The organism is Streptomyces sp. NPDC048718 (assembly GCF_043198875.1).
Classification (GTDB): domain Bacteria; phylum Actinomycetota; class Actinomycetes; order Streptomycetales; family Streptomycetaceae; genus Streptomyces.
In genome coordinates this window covers 297,631-323,260 of record NZ_JBICVG010000001.1, presented here as the reverse complement: position 1 = coordinate 323,260, position 25,630 = coordinate 297,631, and the positions used below count along the sequence as shown (strand labels likewise).

Annotated in this window: 20 protein-coding genes; 3 read left to right on the top strand and 17 right to left on the bottom strand. The window is 73.3% G+C overall.

Annotated elements, in window-relative coordinates; translation table 11 throughout:
- Positions 1-188 precede the first annotated feature (188 nt).
- A complete protein-coding gene (pdxH, locus tag ACGFRB_RS01525) occupies positions 189-815 on the bottom strand; it encodes a pyridoxamine 5'-phosphate oxidase (RefSeq protein ID WP_393238206.1) in 627 nt (208 codons plus the stop codon).
- Positions 816-1,328: 513 nt separating this feature from the next.
- Between pdxH and ACGFRB_RS01520 the strand changes: the two genes are divergently transcribed.
- Positions 1,329-2,438, top strand: coding sequence for a citrate synthase 2 (locus ACGFRB_RS01520; protein WP_363002348.1), 1,110 nt, complete (start codon positions 1,329-1,331; stop codon positions 2,436-2,438).
- A gap of 231 nt (positions 2,439-2,669) precedes the next feature.
- Here the strand turns inward: ACGFRB_RS01520 and ACGFRB_RS01515 are convergent, their stop codons facing one another.
- From ACGFRB_RS01515 to ACGFRB_RS01475, 9 genes are all read right to left on the bottom strand, one after another.
- On the bottom strand, positions 2,670-3,191 hold the full coding sequence (locus tag ACGFRB_RS01515; protein ID WP_363002598.1) for a TetR/AcrR family transcriptional regulator: 522 nt from the start codon (positions 3,189-3,191) through the stop codon (positions 2,670-2,672).
- 251 nt (positions 3,192-3,442) lie between these two features.
- A complete protein-coding gene (locus ACGFRB_RS01510; protein ID WP_393237525.1) occupies positions 3,443-4,165 on the bottom strand; it encodes an enoyl-CoA hydratase family protein in 723 nt (240 codons plus the stop codon).
- Positions 4,166-4,218: 53 nt separating this feature from the next.
- A complete protein-coding gene (locus ACGFRB_RS01505) occupies positions 4,219-5,826 on the bottom strand; it encodes an AMP-binding protein (RefSeq protein ID WP_393237522.1) in 1,608 nt (535 codons plus the stop codon).
- 287 nt (positions 5,827-6,113) lie between these two features.
- Positions 6,114-6,737, bottom strand: a complete 624-nt coding sequence (locus ACGFRB_RS01500; RefSeq protein ID WP_393237520.1) for an SMI1/KNR4 family protein — start codon at positions 6,735-6,737, stop codon at positions 6,114-6,116.
- A 120-nt stretch (positions 6,738-6,857) separates the two neighbouring features.
- Positions 6,858-7,286 (bottom strand): SsgA family sporulation/cell division regulator, encoded by a 429-nt coding sequence (locus tag ACGFRB_RS01495; RefSeq protein ID WP_393237517.1) that lies wholly within the window; start codon positions 7,284-7,286, stop codon positions 6,858-6,860.
- Positions 7,276-8,103 (bottom strand): alpha/beta fold hydrolase, encoded by an 828-nt coding sequence (locus ACGFRB_RS01490; protein WP_393237514.1) that lies wholly within the window; start codon positions 8,101-8,103, stop codon positions 7,276-7,278. The genes ACGFRB_RS01495 and ACGFRB_RS01490 overlap by 11 nt, the downstream gene beginning before the upstream one ends.
- 53 nt (positions 8,104-8,156) lie before the next feature.
- Positions 8,157-9,020 carry a helix-turn-helix domain-containing protein gene (locus ACGFRB_RS01485; RefSeq protein ID WP_393237511.1) on the bottom strand — a complete coding sequence of 288 codons (864 nt, stop codon included), beginning with the start codon at positions 9,018-9,020 and terminating at the stop codon, positions 8,157-8,159.
- 190 nt (positions 9,021-9,210) lie between these two features.
- A complete protein-coding gene (locus ACGFRB_RS01480) occupies positions 9,211-10,041 on the bottom strand; it encodes an alpha/beta fold hydrolase (protein WP_393237508.1) in 831 nt (276 codons plus the stop codon).
- Positions 10,042-10,222: 181 nt separating this feature from the next.
- Positions 10,223-11,578 (bottom strand): PucR family transcriptional regulator, encoded by a 1,356-nt coding sequence (locus ACGFRB_RS01475; protein WP_393237505.1) that lies wholly within the window; start codon positions 11,576-11,578, stop codon positions 10,223-10,225.
- Positions 11,579-12,118: 540 nt separating this feature from the next.
- Here ACGFRB_RS01475 and ACGFRB_RS01470 point away from each other — a divergent pair.
- The gene (locus ACGFRB_RS01470; protein ID WP_393237502.1) at positions 12,119-12,622 is read left to right on the top strand and encodes an SsgA family sporulation/cell division regulator; all 504 of its coding nucleotides are present in this window, start codon (positions 12,119-12,121) and stop codon (positions 12,620-12,622) included.
- Between the two features lie 51 nt (positions 12,623-12,673).
- On the opposite strand, the gene ACGFRB_RS01465 is transcribed toward ACGFRB_RS01470, so the two are convergent.
- From ACGFRB_RS01465 to ACGFRB_RS01440, 6 genes are all read right to left on the bottom strand, one after another.
- A complete protein-coding gene (locus ACGFRB_RS01465; protein ID WP_393237499.1) occupies positions 12,674-13,678 on the bottom strand; it encodes a helix-turn-helix domain-containing protein in 1,005 nt (334 codons plus the stop codon).
- A gap of 358 nt (positions 13,679-14,036) precedes the next feature.
- A complete protein-coding gene (locus ACGFRB_RS01460) occupies positions 14,037-15,170 on the bottom strand; it encodes an acyl-CoA dehydrogenase family protein (RefSeq protein ID WP_393237497.1) in 1,134 nt (377 codons plus the stop codon).
- On the bottom strand, positions 15,167-17,095 hold the full coding sequence (locus ACGFRB_RS01455; RefSeq protein WP_393237494.1) for an acetyl/propionyl/methylcrotonyl-CoA carboxylase subunit alpha: 1,929 nt from the start codon (positions 17,093-17,095) through the stop codon (positions 15,167-15,169). Before ACGFRB_RS01455 ends, ACGFRB_RS01460 begins: the two co-directional genes overlap by 4 nt.
- 97 nt (positions 17,096-17,192) lie before the next feature.
- Positions 17,193-18,794, bottom strand: a complete 1,602-nt coding sequence (locus tag ACGFRB_RS01450; protein ID WP_393237491.1) for an acyl-CoA carboxylase subunit beta — start codon at positions 18,792-18,794, stop codon at positions 17,193-17,195.
- Positions 18,791-20,575, bottom strand: coding sequence for an acyclic terpene utilization AtuA family protein (locus ACGFRB_RS01445; protein ID WP_393237488.1), 1,785 nt, complete (start codon positions 20,573-20,575; stop codon positions 18,791-18,793). The genes ACGFRB_RS01450 and ACGFRB_RS01445 overlap by 4 nt, the downstream gene beginning before the upstream one ends.
- Positions 20,572-21,426 carry a TIGR03084 family metal-binding protein gene (locus ACGFRB_RS01440; RefSeq protein WP_393237485.1) on the bottom strand — a complete coding sequence of 285 codons (855 nt, stop codon included), beginning with the start codon at positions 21,424-21,426 and terminating at the stop codon, positions 20,572-20,574. The genes ACGFRB_RS01445 and ACGFRB_RS01440 overlap by 4 nt, the downstream gene beginning before the upstream one ends.
- 358 nt (positions 21,427-21,784) lie before the next feature.
- On the opposite strand from ACGFRB_RS01440, the gene ACGFRB_RS01435 reads away from it, so the two are divergent.
- Positions 21,785-24,346: an FtsX-like permease family protein gene (locus ACGFRB_RS01435; protein ID WP_393237482.1), complete on the top strand. Its 2,562-nt coding sequence runs from the start codon at positions 21,785-21,787 to the stop codon at positions 24,344-24,346.
- A 298-nt stretch (positions 24,347-24,644) separates the two neighbouring features.
- Here the strand turns inward: ACGFRB_RS01435 and ACGFRB_RS01430 are convergent, their stop codons facing one another.
- On the bottom strand, positions 24,645-25,556 hold the full coding sequence (locus ACGFRB_RS01430; RefSeq protein WP_393238202.1) for a DMT family transporter: 912 nt from the start codon (positions 25,554-25,556) through the stop codon (positions 24,645-24,647).
- Positions 25,557-25,630: the final 74 nt, after the last annotated feature.

The following is a 25,630-nucleotide window of genomic DNA, read 5'->3' as shown; positions in this document are numbered from 1 at the left end:
CGGCAGGCTGTCTGCCGACACCACCGCAGTCACCCGACCCGTGGGCCGCCGGTCAGTCCGACCGGCTCCCGTCCGAACCTAGGCGGACGAGACCAAGGCCCACGGGTCGTTCGCGTTTCCGGGACGGTCGCCCGGCCCGGCGAGAGACAGGCCCGGCCGGAGTCAGGCCTGTACGCCACGGGGCTACGTCACGGGGACAGGCGCTCGACCCGCCAGGACCCGCCCTCGGCCACGTACCGCAGCCGGTCGTGCAGCCGGTTCTCGTGCCCCTGCCAGAACTCCACCGTCTCCGGCACGACCCGGAAGCCGCCCCACTCCGGCGGCACCGGCACCTGCTCGCCCTCCGGGTAGCGGGCGGCCAGTTCCTCGTACCGCGCGAGCAGTTCGGCCCGCGACCCGATCACCGTGGACTGGCAACTGGCCCAGGCGCCGAGCTGGGAGCCGTGCGGGCGGGTGCGGAAGTACGCGACGGTCTCGTCCCGGCCGGTGCGCTCGGCGCGACCGCCGACGATCACCTGGCGGGCCAGTGGATGCCACGGGAAGAGCAGCGAGACATACGGATTGGCCGTCAGTTCACGGCCCTTGCGGGAGCCGTAGTTGGTGAAGAAGACGAAGCCGGCCTCGTCGTAGTGCTTCAGCAGCACCGTACGGGAGGAAGGGCGGCCGTCGGCGTCGGCGGTGGAGACGATCATGGCGTTCGGCTCGTGGATCGCCGGGTTGCCGGCGGTCTCCTTGAACCAGCGGGCGAACTGTCCGATCGGCCCGGGTGCGAGATCCTCCGCGGCCAGCTCCCGGGTCCGGTACTGCTCGCGCATGTCGGCGGGGTCGAGCGGATCAACGGCGGCGGAAGCGGAACCGAGGCGATCGGCGGGGCCCGGCGGGGCGGTGGGATCGAGCGGGTCGAGGGAAGCGCGAGAGCCGCCGGATTCGCGGGAGTTCGGGCAATCGCGGGAATCGCGGGCAGGGCGAGGCGCGTCGGCGGGATCGAGGGCGTCGGTCACATGCCCCATCCTGCCGCAGCGCTTCATTCTGCCCAGTGGCACGCAGTGCCAATCCTTCTCCGCTGGATTGGCGCAGTGTGCCGGATGTCACGCTTCCCCGCATCGTCGGAACCGTACAGACTCGTCCCCTGAATCGCTTCGAATCACTGTCGCTCTCCCCCAAGCCGGCGTGAGTCGACGACCGAATGATTGATCATCGATCAAACGTTCCCGACCGTCCGGCTGTCCGGCTGTCCGGCTGCCCAACGGTCCATACCGTCCGCGCCGCAGCCCCGCCCATCAGCCAGACCATCAGCCAGCACCATCGATCGACCGAGGAGCCGCCCCATGTCCGACTTCGTACCCGGGCTCGAAGGAATCGTCGCGTTCGAGACCGAGATCGCCGAACCCGACAAGGAGGGCGGCGCGCTCCGCTACCGCGGGGTCGACATCGAGGACCTGGTCGGCCATGTCTCCTTCGGCAACGTCTGGGGCCTGCTCGTCGACGGTGCCTTCAACCCCGGACTGCCGGCCGCCGAGCCGTTCCCGATCCCGGTGCACTCCGGCGACATCCGCGTCGACGTCCAGTCCGCGCTCGCCATGCTCGCGCCCGTCTGGGGCCTGAAGCCGCTCCTGGACATCTCCGCCGAGCAGGCCCGCGACGACCTCGCCCGGGCCGCCGTCATGGCGCTGTCGTACGTCGCCCAGTCGGCCCGCGGCCAGGGCCTGCCGATGGTGCCGCAGAGCGAGATCGACAAGGCGGGCTCGATCGTCGAGCGGTTCATGATCCGCTGGCGCGGCGAGCCGGACCCGAAGCACGTCAAGGCCGTCGACGCCTACTGGACCTCGGCCGCCGAGCACGGCATGAACGCCTCCACCTTCACCGCCCGCGTCATCGCCTCCACCGGCGCGGACGTGGCCGCCGCCCTGTCCGGCGCGGTCGGCGCGATGTCCGGCCCGCTGCACGGCGGCGCGCCGTCCCGCGTCCTCGGCATGATCGAGGAGATCGAGCGCACCGGCGACGCGACCGCGTACGTGAAGCAGACCCTCGACAAGGGCGAGCGGCTGATGGGCTTCGGCCACCGCGTCTACCGCGCCGAGGACCCGCGCGCCCGCGTCCTGCGCCGCACCGCCAAGGAGCTCGGCGCGCCGCGCTTCGAGGTCGCGGAGGCCCTGGAGAAGGCGGCCCTGGAGGAGCTGCACAACCGCCGCCCGGACCGGGTGCTCGCGACGAACGTGGAGTTCTGGGCCGCGATCATGCTCGACTTCGCCGAGGTCCCGGCGCACATGTTCACCTCGATGTTCACGTGCGCCCGTACGGCCGGCTGGTCGGCGCACATCCTGGAGCAGAAGCGCACCGGCCGGCTGGTCCGCCCGTCCGCGCGCTACATCGGCCCGGGCCAGCGCGACCCGCGCGAGATCGAGGGCTTCGCCGACATCGCCGACTCGGTTCGCTGAGCGGAGGGCTGTTGATGAGGGGCTGCCCGTAGGGGTCTTCCGGTAGGGAACTGCCCGTAGGGATTCGCCAGTACGGGATTGCCCGTACCCGCCAGCCGGTACGGGTCGGCCGCTACGGGTGGCGGGTGCGGGGCGTCCGTCGGGGACGCCCCGCGACGTCGTCCCTCGGCCGGCGGGGCCTGTCACTCCCCCGACCCCTTGGCCCCCGCCACCCCCTCAGCCCCGGGCCTCTCAGCCCAGGGCCTCGTCCAGGAGCCGGGCCCATTGCGCGACGACCCGCTCGCGGCGGGCCCGGTCGTCGGTGAGGAGGGTGGCGAGGCCCAGGCCCCGGGCCATGTCGAGAAGGCCCTGGACGGACTCACGGACGCCGGGGCGGGACTCGTCGGCACCGAGCAGTTCGACGGCTATCCGGTGCGACTCGCGGCCCACCCGGGCCTCCAGCTCGGCGACCCGGGGCCGCAGCTGCTCCTCGTCGGAGGCGGCGACCCACAGATGGAGCGCGGCGCGGAAGAGCGGGCCGGTGTAGAGGTCGACGAGGCCCGCGACGACCGTGTGCCGGTCCTGGGTGGGCAGGGTGCGCAGGGCCTCGGAGCGCTCCTCGGCGACGTACTCGACGGCGGCCGTGAACAGGTCCTCACGGGTGGGGAAGTGGTGCTGCGCGGCACCACGCGAGACCCCGGCACGTTCGGCGACGACGGCGACGGTGGAACCCGCCCAGCCGTACTCGGCGAGGCAGGCGACCGCCGCTTCCAGGAGCCGCTGGCGGGTGGCCCGGCTGCGGTCCTGCTTGGGCCCGGCACCGCGGCCGGCGCTTCCCGGGCCCGGAGATCCGGTGGAACTCTTACGGCCCGTAGGGGTCGCGGAGTCCTCTGGACCCGCAGGGGCCGCAGATCTCCTAGGGGCCGTGGAACCCGCAGGGCTCGCATATCCCGTAGGGCTCGTAGGGGCCGTGGAACCCGTACGGGCCGTAGGGGTTCCCGGCTGTCCGGTGGAGCCGCCGCCACTCACAGTCGCCACGCGGGGTCCCGTCGCTCGAGGAAGGCCGTCATCCCTTCTCTCGCCTCGGTGGAGGCGAAGAGCGTGGCGGACAACTGGACCAGTTCCTCCGCGTCGCGCTCGAAGGTTTCCAGGACTCTAGCCGTGACCAGTCGCTTCGTCGCGCGCAGCCCCTGCGGGGAGGCCCGCCGCAGCCCGTCGAGGACCGGTTCGAGGTCGGCGAGCGGCCCCGTCACCAGGCCCATCGCCCGCGCCTCGGCCGTACCGAAACGCTCGCCGGTCAGGAAGTAACGGGCCGCCGCGCGGGGTTCGAGCTTCGGCAGCAGGGTGAGGGCGATGACGGCGGGGGCGACCCCGATCCGTACCTCCGTCAGCGCGAAGTCCGCGCCGTCCGAGGCCAGTACGACATCGCAGGCACCAAGCAGACCGAGCCCGCCGGCCCGGGCGTGCCCGTCGACCACGCCGACCACGGGTTTGGGGAGTTCGACTATCTGTCGGAGCAGATCGACGAAGGCGTACGGGCTGGGCGGCGCCTTCAGGTCGGCACCCGCGCTGAAGGTGGTACCGGTGTGGGCGAGGACCACCGCGCGGACGGCCGGGTCCTCGCCACAGGCGGCGAGAGAGTCGGAGAGTTCGGTGACGAGTGCCGCGGACAGCGCGTTGCGAGCGGCTGGGGAGTCGAGCGTGAGAGTGGTGATCCCGCGCTCGGACGCCGTGCGGACGAAGCTCATGCGTGGTCCCCCTGCTCGCTCGTCACTCTTGCTCCCTGTGGTTCATACCATTCCTACCGTGCGCGCAGCTCCCTGCGGAGGATCTTTCCCGACACCGCCCGGGGCACGGTGTCGATGAACTCGACCTGCCGGACCTTCTTGTACGGGGCGACCCGCGCCGCGACGAACGCCGCGACCTCCTGCGCGCTCAGCTCCGCCGCGTGCGGCTGGCGTACGACGAACGCCTTGGGGATCTCGGTGCCGTCCGTGCCGTCGACCCCGATGACGGCGGCGTCCGCGATGCCCTCGTGGGTGAGGAGCAGGGCCTCCAGCTCGGCGGGCGGGACCTGGTAACCCTTGTACTTGATGAGCTCCTTGACGCGGTCGATGACGTACAGCCAGCCGTCCTCGTCGACCCGCCCGATGTCGCCGGTGCGCAGCCAGCCGTCCGCGCCGATCATCTCCGCCGTGGCCTCGGGCCGCCCCAGATAGCCCTTCATGACCTGCGGGCCCCGGATCACGATCTCGCCCGCCGCGCCGGGCGGCACGTCCTTCGCGGGGTCGTCGAGGGAGACGATCCGCATCTCGGTCGACGGCAGCAGCTTGCCGACCGTGCCGGGCGGCGGGGCGACGGCGGCGAGCGGCACCAGGTGGGTGGCCGGGGAGAGTTCCGTCATCCCGTACGCCTGGCGGATCGGCGGCAGACCAAGCCGCGCGGAGCACGCCTCGGCGAGTGCCGCGTCGAGCGGGGCGGCGGAGCAGACGATGTACTCCAGGGACGACAGGTCGTGGTCGGCGACCGCAGGGTGCTTGGCGAGAGCGAGCACGATGGGCGGCGCCACGTACAGGGCGGTGATGCGGTGCCGTTCGATGGCGGCGAGGAAGCCGTCGAACTCGAAGCGCGGCTGGACGACGACGGTGGCGCCGAGCCGTAGCGGGGCGTTCATCAGGGCCGTCAGGCCGTACGCGTGAAAGAAGGGCAGGATCGCGAGGATCCGGGTGCCGGGGCCCATCGGCACGAGCGGTTCGAGCTGGGCGAGGTTGGTGGCGATGGACGCGTGGGTGAGCATCACGCCCTTGGGGACGCCAGTGGTGCCGGAGGAGTACGGGAGCGCCGCCAGGTCCGTGGCCGGGTCGACGGCGACGTCCGGGACGGGCTCCGCCGTTCCCAGGAAATCCTGCAACGACCGCACGCCGGGCCCGCTCCCGGCCTCGTTCCCGTCCCGTTCGGGCGCGCGGTCGCAGACGAAGATCTCCGCGACACCGCCCGCGAGCCGGGCCGCCGCCCGCGCTGTCGCGAGCAGCGGCGACACGGTCACGATCCAGCGCGCCGCCGAGTCCCGTAACTGCTTGGCGAACTCCTCGGCGGTGGCGAGCGGATGCACGGTGGTCACGGCGGCGCCGGCCCGGGTCGCCGCGTAGAACGCCACGGGGAACAGCACGCTGTTGGGGCTGTGCAGGGCGACCACGTCTCCCTTGCCCACCCCGGCCCCGGCGAGCCCGGCCGCCACCTGCCGGTGCAGGGCGTCGAGTCGGGCGTAGCTGAGGCTCAGCGCCCCGTCCCCACCACTGCCGTCGACCAGCGCCGGCGTCTCCCCGAACTCGGCGGCGCGCCCGAGGACGACGTCGTGAATGGGAAGGGAGAGGACCGGGACATCCGCGTACTCGCTGCGAAACACCATGCGTGGCCCTTCGAATGGGACGGTGACGGTGGTGGCGAAGGATGGATCGGGATCGGGTGGTGCGGCGGCTCGGTGAGACCTTGGCACCGGCGCCAGAAACAAGCAAGCGCGCATGCATGGTTTGCTGACGGACACCTGTTCCCGGGCCGCCCGACCGGACCGGAGACCGCCCGGGACCGCCTCATCTCCGTCAACGCCCCGAAGGTCTATGGCCTCCATGGGCACGACCTCGACAACCTCACCGACCCGCCCTTCGAGTAGGCCGGCGCCGTACCTTCCCGGCGAGTTCACCAGGTGAGCAAATTCATCGACCCCCGAGCGAGCCAGTCCATGAACGACACAGGCCGGCCGTTCAGGTTCAGAGGAAGAATCTTGTCGCAGGTGGCCCGGGCGTCGAACCACAGCGAGCCCCGGTGGGGACCGGTGACGACGAGCAGGGTCGAGAAGCCGCAGCCGTTCTCCTGGAGGACGACAGCGCCGGATGTCTTGCGCTCCTGGAGCACCCCGAATTCGCTGTCCCACTGATCCCAGGCCGCTTGGTAGGCGTCGCGGTCAGGAAAGTCCCGCTCCCTCGGTTCGCGCGCGTCCAGCTCGGCCTCGTAGGCACGGTAGGAGTCCGGATGTGGGAAGTCGGTGGTGAGCAAGTCGTAGTTGGTGAGCGAATCCCCGCTCCAGCCCCAGCCTGCCGCGGACCGGCACAGCCGGTTCACCGCACCGCCGGCGCTCTGCCGGAGCAAGTACTCCCGGTACTGGTCGGGGAACGTGATGCCCAGTTCCGCCTCCGCTTCGGAGATCTCCGCTTCGGACAGCGGCGGTGGGGCGGGGGCCCGCCGCGCGGGTGGATGGTTGTGCTCACCGAGGCGCCGCCCGTCAGCGACGCGTCGCTCTTCTGCCACCCAATCGGTCGTCATACAGGTGAGAGTAGAGGCGAGCGATCTGGCAGGACGCCGCAAGAACGGGGGCCCGGGATTCCCTCCGCCGACCCGGGGAGCGCCGGGCCGGGGGACCCAGCCCGGTCGAAGCGGGTCACCTCAGCGGCCCCGGACCAGGCGGGTCAGTTCCGCGTCCCAGTCGACGGCCGCGCGTTCGGACTCGCGGCCGCGGGGGACGAGGGCGAAGCTGCGCCCCCGGAGCCAGGACCGCACCGGCTTGGCCGGGACCTCGACCATCGCGGTGCCGTCCTCGCCCTGGAGCATGATCCGCAGTCGGCGCAGGCCGTGGGTGGGGCACGGCGGCCAGATCCGTACGTCCCCGACGCCCGCCGCCGTGTGCAGGCCCTCCCACAGCAGGTCGCGGGAGAACTCCCAGGCCCCGACGGCCGCGTCGAAGCCGGGGAACTCCATCACGACGGAGTACGGCGCCTCGGGAAGGTAAAGGAAGCGCACCGGGAGTTCGATGAACTTCCCCTCGTCCAGGAGCAGTCGGCCCGCCAGGACGGGGGTCGCGCAGTCAGTGGGCATGGCCGACCCCAGTCCCAGTCCCGGTCCCGATCCCGATCCCGGCCCCGGACCCCGTCGCCACGCGGGCGGCGTCGTGGATGAACTCGGCCACCGCCGTCGGCTGGGAGACGGCCACGGCGTGGCAGGCCTCGGGCAGTTCGAGCACGGTGGCGTCGGCGCGATCGGCCGTGAAGCGCTGGAGCTGGGGCGGCAGCACCTGGTCCGCGCCGGTCACCAGGGCCCAGGCGGGCTTGTGACGCCAGGCCGCCTCGGTCGGGGCGTCGCTGAACACCCGCTCTGCGACCGGGCGTTGGACCGCCGCGAGGGCGCGGGCGACTTCCGGATCGAGGTCGGCGGCGACCAGCTCGCGGAACGCGTCGGCGGGCACGGTGAGTTCCGCCTCCAGTAGGCCCGTCGATTCGCCCGCCGAACCGGACGCCGGGCCGGACGCCGGGCCCGACTCGTTTCTCCCCAGCGGGGTGCGCCGCAGGCACGCGAGGATCGGCGCGGGGGCGAAGCGGCTCGCGAGCGCCCGGTAACTCTCGCCCTCGACCGGGAGGTACGCGGAGACGTAGACCAGCGCGACGACGCCGGGGGCGGTTCCCGCCTGGGTGATCACCGCGCCCCCGTAGGCATGGCCGACCAGGACGACGGGGCCGTCGATGCCCGCGACGACGGAGGACACGTAGGCGGCGTCGTGGGCGAGGCCGCGCAGCGGGTTCGCGGCGGCGAGGACGGTCAGCCCGCGCCGGTGGAGTTCGGCGATGACACCGAACCAGGTGGTGGCGTCGGAACAGCCGTCGTGAACGATCACGACCGTGGGCCAGGTGGAGGGCATGGTGGTCTTTCGGGCGGGGCGGAGGAGGCGAGGGGAAGGGAAGGGGGGCGGGGTCAGGAGGCCGGGCGGTCCGGGGCGCCGTCGGCCCTCGTGGCGTACATCTGCCACTCCCGGGGCGACAGCCCGTACGCCGCCCGGAACGCCCGGCTGAAGTGCGACGGACTCACGAAGCCCCAGCGCTGCGCGATGGCGGCGACGCTGGTCCGCCAGCGGGGCAGGCGTTCCAGCTCCCGGCGGCAGGCGTCAAGGCGTCGCTGCCGTACCCACTGCCCCACCGTCGTCCCGTCCTGCTGGAAGAGCCGGTGCAGATAGCGCACCGAGATGTGCTGCGACCGGGCGATCGCGTCGGGCGAGAGGTCCGGGTCGGCGAGATTCTCGTCGATGTGGGCGTGGACGCGCGCCAGGATCCCGGCCGCGGCGGTCGGCGCCTCCGGCTGTTCCTTTTCGAGGAGTTCGGCCACCAGGACGGCGACGATGTCGCACGCACTGCGCGCGAGATGGCGGCACGGCGGGGAGAGATGGTTGCGGCGCTGGGACGCGAGGGTCTTGAGGAACTGGGAGGCCAGCGAGCCGACTCCCTCGCTGCCCCGCGCCATCAGCCCGCCCGTACGCCGGATTTCGCGGACCCGCACCCCCAAGTAGAAGCAGGGCACACGGAACCGGAGCATCCGCGCCTCGGCGTCCTGGAGCAGGCCTACCGGGTTCGGGGTCGTACCGATCAGCAGGTCGCCGGGGGCGAGGGCGGTGCTGACGCCGTCGCGCCGGAGGGAGGCCGCACCCTGCACGTGGAGGGTGACGTACAGGCAGTCCTCGGGGTCGGTGCCGGGCGGCGGGGAGAGGACGTCGATGCAGCCGTTGCCGACGTCGTGGGTGGCGACGGCGGCCCGGTCCTGCTGGGGGAAGTCGATTTCGGGCATGGGTGAGGCACCCGACGGGATCATGGGGGCTCCGATCGGTTCAGACTGCGCGGGGGGATGCAGGGGGATACAGGGGGATACAGGGGGTCGCCAAGAACGGCTCGTCGCTCGACGACAGGGGGAGGGGAGACGAAGGGGGAGATCGCCGTGGCGGCGGCAGATCAGAGGCGGATCTCGTACCGGAGGAAGGTCAGGAGAGGAACTTCTCCACGACGGCGTTGAACTCCGCCGGATTCTCCAGGAACGGGAAGTGCGAGCTCGCGACGCTCGACGGAAAGACGTGGAGCCGGGCGCCGGGGATCCGCTCGGCGATGAACCGCTGCGAGGCGGGGTCCACATGGCTGCCCTCACAGCCGAGCACCAGCGTCGGTACGTCGATCCGGCCGAGCAGGTCGCGCCAGTCCTGGGCGCAGTGGTCGAAGAGCAGCGGCACGCCCGCGTACGCCGGGGTGGCGCGGATCTCCTCGGTCACGAACGCCAGCAGCTCCGGGTCGGTGTCCCCACTGAACATCGAGCGGACGAAGTCCTCGCGGGCCTTCTCGCCGTCCGGGCCGGCCAGCGCGGCCCCCAGTTCCAGGAGCCCCGCCACGTCGAAGATGGCTCCGCTCGCCCGCTGTTCGTCCGGCGCCATCCACGGCACCGCCGCCACCGCCGCCGGCTGGTCGACGCAGACGAGCCGGCGGACGCGCCCGGTGCCGTACTGGTCGGCGAAGCTCCACCAGACCGAGGCGCCCATCGACCAGCCCAGCGCGTCGAAGGTGTCGAGGCCGAGGTGGTCGACCAGTTCGAGGACGTCGCGGGACAGGCGAGCGATGCGGTAGCCGTGCCGGGGCTTGGCGGAGCGGCCGTGGCCGCGGAAGTCGACCGTCACGACGCGCCGGCCCGGCGCCAGCCCCTCGACCTGATGGCGGAACATCTCCTGTGTCTGGCCCCAGCCGTGGAGCATGACCAGGGGGACTCCGTCGCCCCCGCTGTCCCGGTAGGCCAGGGTCACACCGTCGTTGGTGATCAGTTCGCGCATGGTGCTCGTCGTCGTCCGTTCCTCGTCGAAGCCGGGTGGCGGCTCGTAAGAATTCTTGCCGCGGACCCGCCCCGTTGACCACCGACCACCGTAGGAATTGCCCACCGAAGCTTCCTCGCTCTGTAGCAACGCAGGCAGGGGGACGGGCGCACGGCGGCTCGGGGCTTGGCGGCTCGGCCGCTCAGGCCCGATCGGCTTCCCTGGGCGCCTGGATCAGGTCCCACAGCCGCAGCCCCATGTGCAGGGAGAGCCGGTGCGCGCCGTTGTCCAGGTCCATGCCCGTGATCTCGTGGATCTGCCGCAGCCGGTAGTACAGCGAGGTGCGGTGGACGCCCAGGGCCTCCGCGGTCTTGGGTACGGAGCCGGCGTTCTCCAGGAAGCAGCGCAGGGTCTCCTCCAGCCGGGACCCCGCCCCGGACCCCGACCCGGACCCCGACCCCGACCCGGACCCGGACCCGCCACCACTGCCATGACCGGCGCCGTTGGCGTTGCTGTTGCCGTTGCCATTGCCGCTGCCGCCCTCGTCCAGCAGGCTCCGCAGCTGCCGGGGTACGAGGGACGCACCGAGCGCGCTGTCGGGCAGCTGGAGGAGCACCGCGTACTCCCCCAGCCGCTCCCAGTCCCCGACGCCCCCGAGCCGGGGCAGCCGGCGAGCGGCCCGCACCGCCACCCGGGCCTGGTCGTCTGAGACCCACGCGTCCAGGAGTTCCGTCCGCCGCCCGCCCACGCCCACGAAGGCCGTCGACTCCGCGTCCAGGAAGGTCTCCAGGGAGCGCAGGACGGCACGGGACTGGACCTCCAGTTCCTCCTCCGACGGCTCCCGCCGGAAGACCTGCACCAGTACCGCCCGGTCCTGTTCGACCCCGAGCAGACCGCGGGCCGTACGGGTCTGCTGGTACGGTTCCAGCGCGCCGCGCAGCGCCACCGCTCCCCGCCCGGAGGGACCCCGCCGCCCGGCGACGACCACCCGGGTCACCACGACGTGCGGGCCCGCCGGGAGCAGACCGTCGTCCAGTACGCGCTGGTGCGCCTCGCAGCGCAGCGCCGCGTCCGAGCCGACCAGCCGGAACACGAGGTCGCGGGTGCGCTCCTCGTCGGCGTCCGAGGCCAGGTGCTCGGCGTACATCTCGGTGGCCACGGCGCGGGCGGCCTTGCCGATGGCCTCGATCTCGGCGTCCGTGAGGGGGGCGCCGGTCGCCACGACCATGAGGATGCCCAGCATGTGGCCGCGCTCGCGGATGGGAACGCAGTAGCGCGGCAGCAGCCCGAGATCGTCACGCCCCGGCAGGATGCCGGGGGCGGTCCACTCGGCGACGCCCTGCGACAGCACGTAGCGGATGGCCTCGTCGTCGGCGATCCCCTGGAGCAGGGTGCGAACGCGCACCCCGTCCTCGTCGCCGAAGTGCCGGCTGGAACAGATGAGCCGTACCAGCGGGTCGTCGAGGACGACGGAACGCCCCAGGTCCTCGGCCAACCCGTCCACCAGCGACTGGAGCACCTCGCCTGCCGAGCGGGCGCGCTGTATCCACCTCTTCATCTTCGAATGCCTCCTTCCGGCATTCATACAAGACGCGGAATGGAGCACGACCCCTTTCTACAAACCGTGAAATCGGGCCTCCGGGCGGTGGGAGACCGCTGCCGCGCTCGGGTCCAAGATCCCCGGGGGAGGTCGATGGACCCAACCACCGGAGCCCCAACTCACCTGTAAATAAAGGGACTTGCGATCCAGCGGCGATACACATCCGGCCGGGCCGCCGGCCGGGGCGCGAGCGGCTCCACGACGCCCGTGGGGCGCGGCGGGGCCCGCCACCCCACCCTCTTAGTAGTTGAACGATGCACGGAATGGCGCATCTCCGTGCACCGACGGAACATCGGCGCCGGCCCCGCGCGCCCTAACCTGACCGTCCCCGGCAGCCCCCGAGCCCGAGGCGGGAACGCCGGCCACCACCCCATGCCGCGCACCCACCGCGCACGCCCCGGGCACGCCCCGGGCCCCGCGTCACACCCCACGCGTCACACCCCGCGTACGGGCCGGCCGCCTGGCCACCCCACCCGTTCGACCGTCCCTGGAGACCCCATGTCCGCCCCTCACCCGCCGCCCGGCCCCCAGCCCTGCCCCGAGGCCGGCGGCACCGAGATCCCCGGCACCGAGATTTCCAGCCCCGCGATCCGCAGCACCGAGATCCACCTCGACGCCCGGCTCGTCCTCGGCGAGCACGACTCCGCCGACGTCCCCGTGCGCCTCGGCTACAGCGGCGACGACCCCTTCTCCGTCGCGCTCGAATTCCTGGGGGACGCGGCCGGCGCCGGCGTCTGGCGGTTCTCCCGCGACCTCCTGTGGGACGGGCTGCACCGGCCCAGCGGCCTCGGCGACGTGCGCGTCTGGCCGCCCTGCCCCTGCCAGGGCCGTACCTCGCTGCGGGTCATGCTGCGGGGGCGCGAGCGGACCGTACTGATCGATCTGCCGGTCCGGGAGGTACGCCGCTGGCTCCGCCGGGAGAGTTTCGCGCTGGTCCGCCCCGGCACGGAAGGCGACGCGATCGACTGGGACGGCGCCCTGCGGGACCTGGCCGCCGACTGACACGGCTACCCCGCCCCCGACCCGCGATCCCGCCCCCATCCCCGCCCGCCGTCACGCCGCCCACGCGCCGCGCTCCGTCTGCCAGTCGCGCGGCGTCATCCCGTACGCCGCCCGGAAAGCGCGGCTGAAGTGGCTGGAGTTGGCGAACCCCCAGCGCCGGGCGATCCCCGACACCCCGACCTCCTCCGCCAGCGGCCGCAGCAGATCCCTGCTGCACCGCTCCAGCCGCTGTGCCCGGATCCAGCCGCCGACCGAGACGTCCTCGCCCTGGAACAGCTTGTGCAGATAGCGGACCGACATGTGGTTCGCCTCCGCGATCGCGGCCGGGGTCAGGTCCGGGTCGCGGAGATTCCGCAGGATGTAATCCTTGACCCGCTCAAGGATGGCCTCGGTGTGCTGCCCGCGCGGCCGGGCGTTCCCGGTGCGGTCGTCGACGAGCATGGCCAGCAGATCGAGCGCCGTGGCCGCGGCCCGGCGGCCGACCGTGTCGCTCAGGCTGGGCGCCTGGCGCGCCATCCCCGCGAGATACGACATCACCAGCGCCGCGCTGCCCTCGGTCGTACCGAACGCCGTCGCGGTCAGGGCCCGCAGGTCGCTCTCCCGTACGTCCAGCTCCGCGCGCGGGAAGTGGAAGGACGTGAAGGCGAACTCCTCCGCGATCACCTTCCGGAAGGCCCGGGAGGAGTCGCTGAGGGAGAACTGGCCGGGCCGGATGACCGACTCCCGCCCGTCCTGCTCCTTGAAGGCGGTGCCGTGTTCCTGAACGCTGAGGATGAGCACCGAACGGTCGTCGTCGGCGATCAGACGTCTGCTCCGTGTCACCACCTGCGGGCCCGCCTGGACCCGCGAGATCCGCATCGGGCCGAGCTGGTGGCTGACGATCGTCCCGGCCGCCGGCTCGTCCTCCAGGAGCTCCACCGTCATCGGTACGAAGGTGTGGGACACGGCCTCGTGCCAGCTCTCCGCCCGGTCGGAAGCGGACAGCTCCCCGGTGGAGAGCGACACCGCGGAGGGTTCGACGGGGGAAGGCGCGACAGAGAAGGGCGCGACGGTCACGGGGTCCTGTCCTCCCGGTTCGAGGGGTCGTCGGGCCCGGACCGGCGCCGGTTCGCTGGTGTCCTGACGCGCGGATGTCCTGATACGCGGACGCCCTGACGTGCGGGTGTGCCTGACGAGCGGGCGTCCTGACGCGCAGGTACGCCGGTACGCCGGTGCCGGGGACGTCAGCATAATGACCGGCCCGGCGCACCGGACCGGCGCCGACCGCCCGCGGCAGCGGCCCCCTCGGCCCTTACGGGGCGCCCCCGATTCGCTCGCAGGGGCGCCCGAGCGGATGCCCGCGCGCCCCTGATACCCCTCAGGCGTTCCTCAGGGGCCCCTCAGGGCTCCCGCCAGAGCCGTCAATCCGCACCTCTCAGTACGATTTCGGCAGCCCGAGCGTCTGGTGGGAGACGAAGTTCAGGATCATCTCGCGGCTCACCGGCGCGATCCGTGCCACCCGCGCCGCCGTGATCAGCCGGGCGAGACCGAACTCGCGGGTGAGGCCGTTGCCGCCCAAAGTGTGCACGGATTGATCGACGGCCTTCACGCACGCCTCCGCGGCGGCGTACTTCGCCATGTTCGCGGCCTCGCCCGCGCCGAGGTCGTCACCCGCGTCGTAGAGGGCGGCGGCCTTGCGCATCATCAGGCGGGCGAGTTCGAGTTCGATGTGGGACTGAGCGAGCGGGTGGGCGATGGCCTGGTGGGCGCCGATGGGGGTCTTCCAGACCTGCCGGTCCTTCGCGTACTCCACCGCCCGCGCGAGGGCGTACCGCCCCATGCCGATGGCGAAGGCGGCCGTCATGATGCGCTCGGGGTTGAGGCCCGCGAAGAGCTGGAGGAGTCCGGCGTCCTCGTCGCCGACGAGCGCGTCGGCGGGTAGCCGGACGTCGTCGAGCGTCAGCTCGAACTGCTTCTCGTGGGCGTCGAGTTCCATGTCGATGGCGCGCCGGCCGAAGCCCGGGGTGTCGCGCGGGACGATGAAGAGACAGGCCTTGAGCTTGCCGGTGCGGGCGTCGGACGTACGGCCGACGATCAGGGTCGCGTCGGCGATGTCGACGCCGGAGACGAAGACCTTGCGGCCGTCGAGGACCCAGCCGTCCGCCGTCCGCGTGGCGGTGGTGGTGATGCGGTGGGAGTTGGAGCCGGCGTCGGGTTCGGTGATGCCGAAGGCCATGGTGCGGCTGCCGTCGGCGAGGCCGGGCAGCCAGGCGGCCTTCTGCGCGTCCGTGCCGAAGCGGGCGAGGACGGTGCCGCAGATCGCGGGCGAGACGACCATCATCAGGAGCGGCGCGCCCGCCGCGCCCGCCTCCTCCAGGACGATGGAGAGCTCGGCCATGCCGCCGCCTCCGCCGCCGTACTCCTCGGGCAGATTGACGCCGAGGTAGCCGAGCTTGCCGGCCTCGGCCCACAGATCGGCGCGGTCGAAGCCGGGTCCGTGGCGGCGGCCGAGGGCGGCGACGGCGGCGCGCAGGGCCGTGTGTTCGGCCGGTTCGATGAGGGTGCTCATACGGACGGTTCCTCCTGTGCATCGGTCGAGGTCGAGACGACGGCGAGCAGGGTGCCGACCTCGACCTGGCGGCCGGGGGCGGCATGGAGCGCGGTGAGCGTGCCGGAGGCGGGTGCGGTGACGCGGTGTTCCATCTTCATGGCCTCCAACCACAGCAGAGGCTGCCCGGTCTCGACCCGTTCGCCGACGGCCAGGCCCTCGGCGACGCGGACGACGGTGCCGGGCATGGGGGCCAGCAGGGAGCCGGGCTCCCGCTGATCGTCGGGATCGGGGAAACGGGGTACAGGGGTGAGCCGGTGCGGTCCGGCGTACACGACCTCCCGCCCACCCTGCCCGTACCGCGCGATGTCGAAGTGCCGCACGAGACGGCCGACTTCGAGACTCACCCGGTCGGCGGCGACCGCCACCACCCGGACTCCGGGCGGGCTGGTCACCCGGTGGCCGCCGTCGCGGGTCGGGCGGTACGTCACCTCGTACGCACCCTCCGCCCCGGCGCGCACTCCCGCGTACTTCCGGCACTCGTCCTGCGAGCGCACATTGCGCCAACCACCCCCGAAACGAGAGACGTTGGCAACGGCATCGGCGAGCGCGACGGCGACCGCCGCATACTCCTCGCCCGGGGGCTGGGCGGTCAGCGCGTCCAGGTGTTCGGCGTAGAACCCGGTGCCGAGCCGGTCCGGTTCGGTGAAGCCGGGGTGGCGGAGGGAGGCCACGAGCAGGTCGCGGTTGGTCGACGGGCCGTGCAGACGGGCGCGTTCGAGGGCGCGGGCGAGCAGCCGGGCGGCGGCGGCGCGGGTCGGGGCGTGGGCGACGACCTTGGCGAGCATGGCGTCGTAGTGGACGCCGACGGTGTCACCGGAGGCGTAGCCGGTGTCGACCCGCAGGCCGGGCCCGCCGGGCACCTCGAAGGTGTGCAGCGGGCCGGTCTGCGGGGCCCAGCGGGCGGCCGGGTCCTCGGCGTACAGACGGGCCTCGACGGCGTGGCCGGACGGCCGCGGCGGCTCGGGCGGCAGCGCCTCGCCCTCGGCGACGGCGATCTGGAGCGCGACCAGGTCGACGCCGAACACAGCCTCGGTGACGGGGTGTTCGACCTGGAGACGGGTGTTCATCTCCAGGAAGTGCGCCCGGCCGTCCGCCACCAGGAACTCGACCGTGCCCGCGCCCGTGTAGCCGACGGCCTTCGCCGCCGACGCCGACCGCTCGTACAGCGACTCGACGAGCCCGGGCGGCAGACCGGGCGCCGGGGCCTCCTCGATCACCTTCTGATGGCGGCGCTGGAGCGAGCAGTCACGGGTGCCGAGGGTCCAGACGGTGCCGTGGATGTCGGCGAGGAGCTGCACCTCGATGTGGCGGCCGTTCTCCACGTACGGCTCGACGAACACCTCGCCGTCTCCGAACGCGCTCAGCGCCTCCGCCGAGGCCGCCGCCAACTCCCCGGCCAGATCGTCCAGATGCCGAACGACCCGCATGCCCCGGCCACCGCCGCCCGCCGCCGCCTTCACCAGGACGGGCAGGTCGGCCTCGGTGACGGCGGCGGCCGGGAGCGGCGGCACCCCGAGGAGTTCCTTGGCGCGGGTCTTCGACGCCATGGCCTCGATCGCGGCCGGCGGCGGGCCGATCCACACCAGTCCGGCGTCGGTGACGGCCCGCGCGAAGCCGGCGTTCTCGGACAGGAAACCGTAGCCGGGGTGGACGGCGTCGGCCCCGGCCGCGAGCGCGGCCTCCACGATCAGGTCGCCGCGCAGATAGGTGTCGGCGGGGGTGGCGCCGGGCAGCCGTACCGCCGTGTCCGCCTCCCGTACGTGCAGGGCGTCGGCGTCCGCGTCGGAGAACACGGCGACGGTCGCGATGCCCAGGTCACGGCAGGTGCGGAAGATCCGGCAGGCGATCTCGCCCCGGTTCGCCACGAGAAGAGTCGACAACATGGCGCAATGCCTCACCTTCGGGTCACAGGTCACGGTCACGGTCACGGTCACGGGTCGCATGCGGGATACGGGATGCGGGTCGCGTGCGGCGCTCGGGTCACATACGGAAGACACCAAAGCCGCCGCGCGCGCCCTCGACCGGTGCCGTGTGGATCGCGGACAGGCAGAGCCCGAGGACGGTGCGGGTGTCCCGGGGGTCGACGACCCCGTCGTCGTACAGCCGCCCGGACAGGAACATCGGCAGCGACTCGCTCTCGATCTGCGCCTCGACCATCGCGCGCAGTCCGGCGTCCGCCTCGTCGTCGTACGGCCGCCCCTTCGCCGCCGCGCTCGCCCGCGCCACGATCGAGAGCACCCCGGCGAGCTGCTGCGGGCCCATGACGGCGGACTTGGCGCTCGGCCAGGCGAAGAGGAAGCGCGGGTCGTAGGCCCGGCCGCACATGCCGTAGTGCCCGGCCCCGTACGAGGCGCCCATGAGGACGGACAGATGCGGGACGCGCGAGTTCGCCACCGCGTTGATCATCATCGCGCCGTGCTTGATGATGCCGCCCTGCTCGTACTCCTTGCCGACCATGTAGCCGGTGGTGTTGTGCAGGAAGACAAGCGGGATGTCGCGCTGGTTGGCGAGCTGGATGAACTGCGCGGCCTTCTGCGACTCCGCCGAGAAGAGGACGCCCTGCGCGTTGGCGAGGACGCCGACCGGATAGCCGTGCAGCCGCGCCCAGCCGGTCACCAGACTCGTCCCGTACAGCGGCTTGAACTCGTCGAAATCCGAGCCGTCGACGATCCGTGCGATCACCTCGCGCGGGTCGAAGGGGGTCTTGAGGTCGCCGGGCACGATGCCGAGGAGTTCGTCCGGGTCGTACTTCGGCGGCTGGACGGCAGCGTCCGGATCGGCGTGCGCCTTACGGTGGTTGAGGCGGGCGACGATCCGGCGGGCCTGGCGCAGCGCGTCGCGCTCGTCGGCGGCGTAGTGGTCGGCGAGACCGGAGACGCGGGCGTGCATCTCGGCGCCGCCGAGCGATTCGTCGTCGCTCTCCTCGCCCGTCGCCATCTTCACGAGCGGCGGACCGCCGAGGAAGACCTTCGACCGCTCCTTGATCATCACGGTGTGGTCGGACATACCGGGGATGTACGCGCCGCCGGCGGTCGAGTTGCCGAACACGACGGCCACGGTGGGGATTCCGGCGGCTGACAGCCGGGTCAGGTCGCGGAACAGCGCCCCGCCGGGGATGAAGATCTCCTTCTGGGAGGGCAGATCCGCGCCACCGGACTCGACGAGCGAGATCACGGGCAGCCGGTTGGCGTACGCGATCTCGTTGGCGCGCAGCGCCTTCTTCAGCGTCCAGGGATTGGAGGCGCCGCCGCGCACGGTCGGGTCGTTGGCGGTGATCAGACACTCGACCCCCTCGACCACCCCGAGACCGGTGACCAGGGACGCCCCTACGGGATAGTCGCTTCCCCAGGCGGCGAGCGGGGACAGCTCCAGGAAGGGGGTGTCGGGGTCGACGAGGAGTTCGATCCGCTCACGGGCAAGCAGCTTGCCGCGCTTTCGGTGCCGGGCCACGTACTTCTCGCCGCCGCCCGCGAGCGCCTTGGCGTGCTCGGCGTCGAGCGCGGCGATCTTGTCGAGCATGGCCGCGCGGTTGCCCGCGTACTCCGGTCCGGCGGTGTCGAGTGCGGAGGCGAGGACGGTCACAGCAGTTCCTCCGGGATGTCGAGATGGCGGGAGCGCAGCCATTCACCGAGGGCCTTGGCCTGCGGGTCGAAGCGGGCCTGGGACGCGACGCCCTCGCCGAGAAGGCCGGTCACGGTGAAGTTCACCGCCCACAGATTCGGCAACACATGGCGCAGTACGGGGAGTTCGGCCGTCTCCGGCAGCAGGGCGCGGAAGCGGTCGACGGTGAGGGTGTGGACGAGCCAGCGCCAGGCCGGGTCGGTGCGGACCCAGACGCCGACGTTCGCGTCGCCACCCTTGTCGCCGCTGCGCGCCCCGGCGATCCGCCCGAGCGGCACCCGCCGGGCCGGCTTTCCCTCTCCGGGCGGGGGCTCGGGCAGAGGCTCGGGCAATGGTTCAGGCAGCGGCGGTTCCGGTACGGGCTCCAGGGGCCGGGTGCGCGCCGGTACGGGGACGGGGACGCGGGTCCCGTCGGGCAGGACGGCCGTGTGCGCGACCTCGTCCGCCGGGACGTACGCGGTCTCGAAGACCCCGTAGGGGGCGCCCCGGCCGGGTGGGGCGGTGACATGGAAGCCCGGGTAGCTCGCGAGCGCCGGCTCGATGGCGGCGCCGGTGACCGCGCGGCCGACGGCCTCCTGGTCCGGGTCGCGGACGACGAGGCGGAGCAGCGCGCTGGCGGTCTCCTCGGTCGGCGCGTCCGGACGGTCGGTACGGGCCAGTTCCCACGTGACCTGGCGGGGGCGGGACGTGCCGAGCGCGTCCTCGACCTGGGCGCGGACCAGAGCGGCCTTCGCCTCGATGTCGAGGCCCGTGAGCACGAAGACGACCTCGTTGCGGAATCCGCCGAGGCGGCACAGGCCCGCCTTGAGCGTGGGCGGCGGCGCCTCGCCCCGTACGCCGTCGATCCGTACCCGGTCCGGCCCCTCTTGGGTGAGCCGTACGGTGTCGAGACGGGCGGTCACGTCGGGGCCGGCGTAGCGGGCGCCCGCCGTCTCGTACAGCAGCTGGGCGGTGACGGTGCCGGTGTCGACGAAGCCCCCGGTGCCGGGGTGCTTGGTGATCACGGCGGTGCCGTCGGCGTGGAGTTCGGCGAGGGGGAAGCCGGGGCGGCGGAACGCGGCCGGGTCGCCGAACCGCTCACTTAAACGCTCACCTGACTGCCCGCCCAACCGCTCACCCAACAGCTCGCCTAACCGCTCGGTGAAGAAGGCGTAGTTGCCGCCGGTGGCCTGGGTGCCGCACTCCAGGACATGTCCGGCGACGACCGCGCCCGCCATCTTGTCGTGCCAGTCCGGGTCCTCCGGCCGCCAGCCGAAGAACCACTGCGCGGGCCCGGTGACGAGCGCCGCGTCGGTGACGCGCCCGGTGACGACGACATCGGCGCCGGCGGTAAGCGCGGCCGCGATCCCGCCGCCGCCGAGGTAGGCGTTCACCGCCAACGCCCCTGGGCGGGGCGGGAGTCGGTCGCCTTCGACATGGGCGACCCGGGCGGGGACGCCGAGCCGGGCGGCGAGGGCGCGGAGGGCGTCGGCGAGCCCGGCCGGGTTGAGGCCGCCGGCGTTGGCGACGATCTTCACCCCGCGCTCGTGGGCGAGCCCCAGCCCTTCCTCCATCTGCCGCAGGAAGGTCTTGGCGTATCCGGCCGAGGGGTCCTTGAGGAGGTCGCGACCGAGGATCAGCATGGTCAGTTCGGCGAGATAGTCGCCGGTGAGGACATCGAGCGGGCCGCCCGTCAGCATCTCGCGGACGGCGTCGAAGCGGTCGCCGTAGAAGCCGGAGGCGTTGCCGATCCGCAGGATCACGCGCCCTCCCCCACGTCCTCCCCCATGCCTGCCCCCGCGCCTGTCCCCGCGCCACCGTTCTGCGCCGCCCCGCCGGGCGCGCGGCCCGGTCCCGCCGGTCCCGCGAACGCCTGCGCGATGTCCAGCCACCGCTCGGCGTCGGCGCCGTGGGCGACGAGCGCGGTGTCGGTGCGGTGGACGCGCTGGGCGACCAGAAGGCAGAAGTCGAGGGCCGGGCCGGTGACGGTCTGCGGCGCGCCCTCGGGGCCGTACGCCCACATCTCTCCTTCCGGAGAGGTGAGTTCGAGCCGGAAGGGTTCGGCGGGCGGGGTGAGGCCGCGCACGTGGTACGCGTAGTCGCGGGAGCGCAGCCCGATCCACGCCACATGCCCGAGCCGGGCCGTCGGCACCCGGTCGACCCCGAGGGCGTCGGCGATGTCCTGCCCGTGCGCCCAGGTCTCCATGAGGCGCGCGGTCGCGAGCGAGACGGCGCTCATGGCGGGCCCGTACCAGGGGAACCGAGTGCCGGGCGGGGCCTCGGCGAGGACCCGGTGGAGCTTGGCGCGGCCCACGCGCCAGCGGGCGAGCAGTTCGGCGGGCGGCAGCGCCGCGCCCTCCTCGGCGCCGTCGTCCACGAACCGGTCGGGTGCGTCGAGGGCCTTCGCCACCTCCCCGGCGAACGCGTCCGGGTCGGTCGCCGCGAGCAGCGCGGCGTTGTCCGTCCAGGCGAGATGGGCGATCTGGTGCGCGATGGTCCAGCGTGGCGCGGGTGTGGGCGACGCCCACTCGCGCTCGCTCAACTCCCGTACAAGCGCGTCGACTTCCTCACTCTCGGCACGCAAGTCGTCGAGCACGACGGCAGGGTCGGACACGGAGCGCTCCCCTCGGGTCGGGGCGGGGACGGGCGGGTCACGGACGTGCGTGAGGAGCATGGCAGCCGCCATAGAAACAATCAAGCGTGCTTGCTTTGAGTTTTCGGGCGCACGGAAGCGCGAGGGCGCGAGCCCGGCGCCCCGCCGCGTGATCCGCGCCGGGCCCCGCACCGCCCCCGTGCACGCGCCTCCCACCTGACCGTCCGGCCCGGCGCCGACCCTGCCCCACGCCCCGAGTCGTACCCCCGCTCATCCCCGAGAGGTACGCCCCCGCCCCCGGACCGCCGACTCCGGGATGACCCCGAATCGTGCCTGATGGGGCCGACCTCCAAGGCCTCTGCTCTCTAGCGTTATCGCCATGCCGCCCTCCCGCTCGTCCCGCTCCTCCCTCCTTGCCTTCACGCTCAAGGACTTCCGCGCCCAGCTGCGCCGGCTCGTCCTCACAGGCGCCGCCGTCGCCGTCGGCGTCGCGTTCCTCGTCCTGTCCGTCGGCGGCGCGGGCGCGCTCGTCCAGTCGTACGAGCAGTCGGCGGCGATCGACGTCGGCGACGCGCCCGTCCAGGTCACCCCGCGCGGCAACGTCCCGGGCGCGCCGCTCCCGGCGGACGCCGCCGCCAAGGCCGCTCGGGTCCCGGGAGTGGCGGCCGTCGCCCCGCGCGTCGCCGGCCACGCGAACGTCCTCACCCCCGCCGGCCGCCCGCTCGACGACCGCGCCATGGTGACCTCCATCGCCGCCCGCCCCGACCTGCGCTGGCAGCGCCTGGCCACCGGCGCCTGGCCCGAACACCCGGGCGAGATCGCTCTGGACGAGGACAGCGCGACCCGCGTCGGCGCCCGCACCGGCGACACCGTCCGCATCACCACCGCCAAGGGCACCACCGCCCGCGTCCGCGTCACCGGCCTGCTCGACACCGCCTCCTCGCAGACCCTCGGCTCCCACCCGGCGCTCGGCATCCCCGAGGCCGCCGTCGCCACGTACGCCACCGGCTCGCGCACCACCCACCTCGATCTCGCGCTGCGCCCCGGCGCCGACCCTCACGACGTCGCGAAGGACGTACGCCACGCGCTCGGCGACGGCGTCGCCGCCCGCACCCACGCCGCCTCCGTCGAGGAGGCGAAGAGCAGCGGCCGGACGATGTACGCGGTCGTGCTCACCGCCGCGCTGTCCTTCGTCCTCATCGCGATGGCGGTGGCCCGGATGGTCGTCACCAACACCTTCTCCGTCGTCCTCGCCCAACGCGCCCGGCAGCTCGCCCTGTTGCGCTGCGTCGGAGCCGACCGCGACCAGATCCGCCGGATCATCCGCCGCCAGGGCCTGCTCCTCGGCGTGCTCGCCTCGGCCGCCGGACTCGCGGCGGGCGCGGGCGCCTGCGCCCTCGGCACGGCGCTCCTGAACGGTCTGGCCGACCTCGGCCCGGTCGAGATCTCGCTGATGCCGGGCCGCTGGACGTTCCTCCTCGGCGGGCTGTTCGGCGTCCTGCTCACCCTGTGGGCGGTGCGCCGCCCGGCGCGCGCCGCCTCCGCCGTACCGCCGGTCGCCGCCCTCGCCGCCAGCGGCGCGGCGACCCTGCCCGAGCCGGGCAGCCGGTCGGTGCGCGAGGTGGTGTCCGTCCTGATGCTGGTCGCGGGCGGGGGCCTGCTGGCCATCGGCGCGTTCGGCGGGTCGGCGATCGCGCTGCTCGCGGTGACGCTCGGCGCGATCCTCACCTTCTTCGCCGTTCTGCGGTACGCGCGCCACCTGCTGCCGCCGGTCGTCGGTCTGATCGGACTCGCCCTGCGCCGCCCGTTCGGCACGGTCGGCCGGCTGTCCGTGCAGCAACTGCGCGCCAACGGCGCCCGGACCGCGGCCGCCGCCTCCGCGATGCTGGTGGGCGTGACCGTCGCCATCTCGGCGGTGACCGCCATCGGGATCACCAAGGGCGGTCTGGAGGAGATGCTGACCGACCGGATGCCGGCCGTCTTCGCCCTCGACCCGGACGACGCCTCCGTCCCGGCCGGCGCGCTCGCCGCGCTGCGCGCCGAACCGCACCTGACGGTCACCCCCGTCCGTACCACCACCCTCACCGTCGACGGCCGCCGCACGGTCGTCGCCACCGCCGACCCGGCGGGCCTCAACCCGCGCGCCGACGGCGTCGCCCAGGCGCGGGCACTGCGGGACGGCGAGGCGCTCGGGCCGCTGCGCCGGGCCGGGGCGGGGCTCACGGTCGTACGGGGCGGGGAGACGCTGCCGATGGGGATCCACCCGGACGCGTCGCTGTACGTGACGGGGGCGACGTTCGCCCGGCTGGCGGGGGCCTCGGGCGGGAGCGCCGCTGGGGCGGCGGGGTCGGGATCGGGGGCGACCTCGGGATCGGCGCGGGTGTCCACGGTGCTGGTCAACCCGGCGGACGGGACGAGCCACGACGAGGCCCGGGCGGCACTGGACCGCGCGCTCGGCGCGTACCCCGGCATCGGCGTCGCGGACACCGGCTCCGACGCGCGGCTCGTACGCGCGATGCTGGACCGGCTGATGCTGGTGGTCACCGTACTGCTCGGCTTCTCGACGGCCATCGCCGCACTGGGCGTGGCGGCGACCCTGATGCTGACGGTGGAGGAACGGACCCGCGAGTTCGGGATGCTGCGGGCGATCGGCCTCCTTGGCGGGCAGCTGCGCCGCATGCTGACCCTGGAATCCGTCCTGCTCGCCCTCTCGGGCGCGCTCGCGGGCACCCTGCTCGGCCTGGTGTACGGCACCCTCGCCGCCCGCTCCGTCCTGGGCGGCCGGATCTCCCCGCTAGCCGTCCTGGGCTCGTCGGGCGGTACGGCCCTGACGATCCTGGGGCTGCTCGCCGCCACCGTCCTCACGGGGGTCGCGGCGTCGGTGCTGCCGGCCCGGCGGGTGCGGCGGATGGTGATCGTGGAGGCGCTGCGGGAGGCGTGAGCGGGCGGGCCCCGGGCGGGGCGGCACGGGCGGGGCGGCCGTACATCCGTACATCTGCATGCGAGAGCGGGGGGGGGGGGGGGGGGGGGGGGGGGGGCCCCGCGGCGGGGGGGGGGGGGGGGGGGGGGGGGGGGGGGGGGGGGGGGGGGGGGGGGGGGGGGGGGGGGGGGGGGGGGGGGCCCCCCCGCCCGCGGGGCGGGGGGGGGGGGGGGGGGGGGCCCCCCCCCCCCCCCGCCGCTCGGTGTTCGGTGTTCGGTGTTCGGTGTTCGGTGTTCGGTGTTCGGCCGGTCCGCGGGCGTCACTGGGTGGCGCGGGCCACCTGGGTCCGTACCGCGCCCATGCTCGCCGCGATGACGAGCGCGATCGCGAGGGCGTCCAGCAAGCCGAGCGCCTGGTGCAGGACGAGGAAGCCGGCGGTGGCGGCGATGGCCGGTTCCAGGCTCATGAGGATGGCGAAGGTCGCGGCGGGCATCCGGCGCAGGGCGACGAGTTCCAGGGCGTACGGGAGGACGGAGGACATCAGCGCGACGGCGAGACCGAGCCCGACGGTCGACGGGACGACCAGCCGGTCACCGGCCGCGACGATGCCGAACGGCAGGCTGATGACCGCGCCGACTGCCATCGCGAGGGCGAGCCCGTCCATCTGCGGGAAACGACGGCCGGTGCGGGCGCTGAAGACGATGTACGCGGCCCACATGGAGCCCGCGGCGAGCGCGAAGCCGGCGCCGAGCGGGTCGAGCCGGTCGAAGCCGCCGCCGCTGAGCAGGGCGACGCCCGCGAGCGCGAGTCCGGCCCACAAGAAGTTGACCAGGCGGCGCGAGGCGAGGACGGAGAGGGCGAGCGGGCCGAGCACTTCGAGGGTGACGGCGGCGCCGAGCGGGATCCGGGCGACGGAAAGGTAGAAGAGGATGTTCATCGCGGACATCGCGGTGCCGAACACGACGACGGTTCCCCAGTCGGCGCGGCTGTAGCCGCGGATCTTGGGGCGGCAGGCGATCAGCAGCACGGCGGCGGCGAGGACGAGCCGCAGGGTGACGACGCCGAGCGCGCCCGCGCGGGGCATGAGGAGAACGGCGACGGCGGAGCCGAACTGGACGGAGAGCCCGCCTGCGACGACGAGCGCGACGGGCCCGAAGCGGCCGAACCGCCCGAGCGGGCCCGCGCCGGGGGCGGCGGGGGCCTGGGGCTCCGTGGGCGTGGCGGACGCCACGGATATGTCCTTGACCGGGCTGTCCACCGGCTCACTCCTCTGCCTGTCACCGACCGTCACGACGATCATGAGTT

Bases quoted from the DNA above. Each gene is read 5' to 3' on its own strand.
- pdxH (WP_393238206.1), bottom strand. From the start codon at position 815: ATGCGCGAGCAGTACCGGACCCGGGAGCTGGCCGCGGAGGATCTCGCA.
- ACGFRB_RS01520 (WP_363002348.1), top strand. From the start codon at position 1,329: ATGTCCGACTTCGTACCCGGGCTCGAAGGAATCGTCGCGTTCGAGACC.
- ACGFRB_RS01460 (WP_393237497.1), bottom strand. From the start codon at position 15,170: ATGAGCACCCTCATCGAACCGGCCGAACACACGGCCCTGCGCGCCGCC.
- ACGFRB_RS01490 (WP_393237514.1), bottom strand. From the start codon at position 8,103: ATGCCCTCCACCTGGCCCACGGTCGTGATCGTTCACGACGGCTGTTCC.
- ACGFRB_RS01480 (WP_393237508.1), bottom strand. From the start codon at position 10,041: ATGCGCGAACTGATCACCAACGACGGTGTGACCCTGGCCTACCGGGAC.
- ACGFRB_RS01495 (WP_393237517.1), bottom strand. From the start codon at position 7,286: ATGCCCACTGACTGCGCGACCCCCGTCCTGGCGGGCCGACTGCTCCTG.
- ACGFRB_RS01435 (WP_393237482.1), top strand. From the start codon at position 21,785: ATGCCGCCCTCCCGCTCGTCCCGCTCCTCCCTCCTTGCCTTCACGCTC.
- ACGFRB_RS01455 (WP_393237494.1), bottom strand. From the start codon at position 17,095: ATGTTGTCGACTCTTCTCGTGGCGAACCGGGGCGAGATCGCCTGCCGG.
- ACGFRB_RS01500 (WP_393237520.1), bottom strand. From the start codon at position 6,737: ATGACGACCGATTGGGTGGCAGAAGAGCGACGCGTCGCTGACGGGCGG.
- ACGFRB_RS01510 (WP_393237525.1), bottom strand. From the start codon at position 4,165: ATGAGCTTCGTCCGCACGGCGTCCGAGCGCGGGATCACCACTCTCACG.
- ACGFRB_RS01470 (WP_393237502.1), top strand. From the start codon at position 12,119: ATGTCCGCCCCTCACCCGCCGCCCGGCCCCCAGCCCTGCCCCGAGGCC.
- ACGFRB_RS01475 (WP_393237505.1), bottom strand. From the start codon at position 11,578: ATGAAGAGGTGGATACAGCGCGCCCGCTCGGCAGGCGAGGTGCTCCAG.
- ACGFRB_RS01485 (WP_393237511.1), bottom strand. From the start codon at position 9,020: ATGCCCGAAATCGACTTCCCCCAGCAGGACCGGGCCGCCGTCGCCACC.
- ACGFRB_RS01505 (WP_393237522.1), bottom strand. From the start codon at position 5,826: ATGGTGTTTCGCAGCGAGTACGCGGATGTCCCGGTCCTCTCCCTTCCC.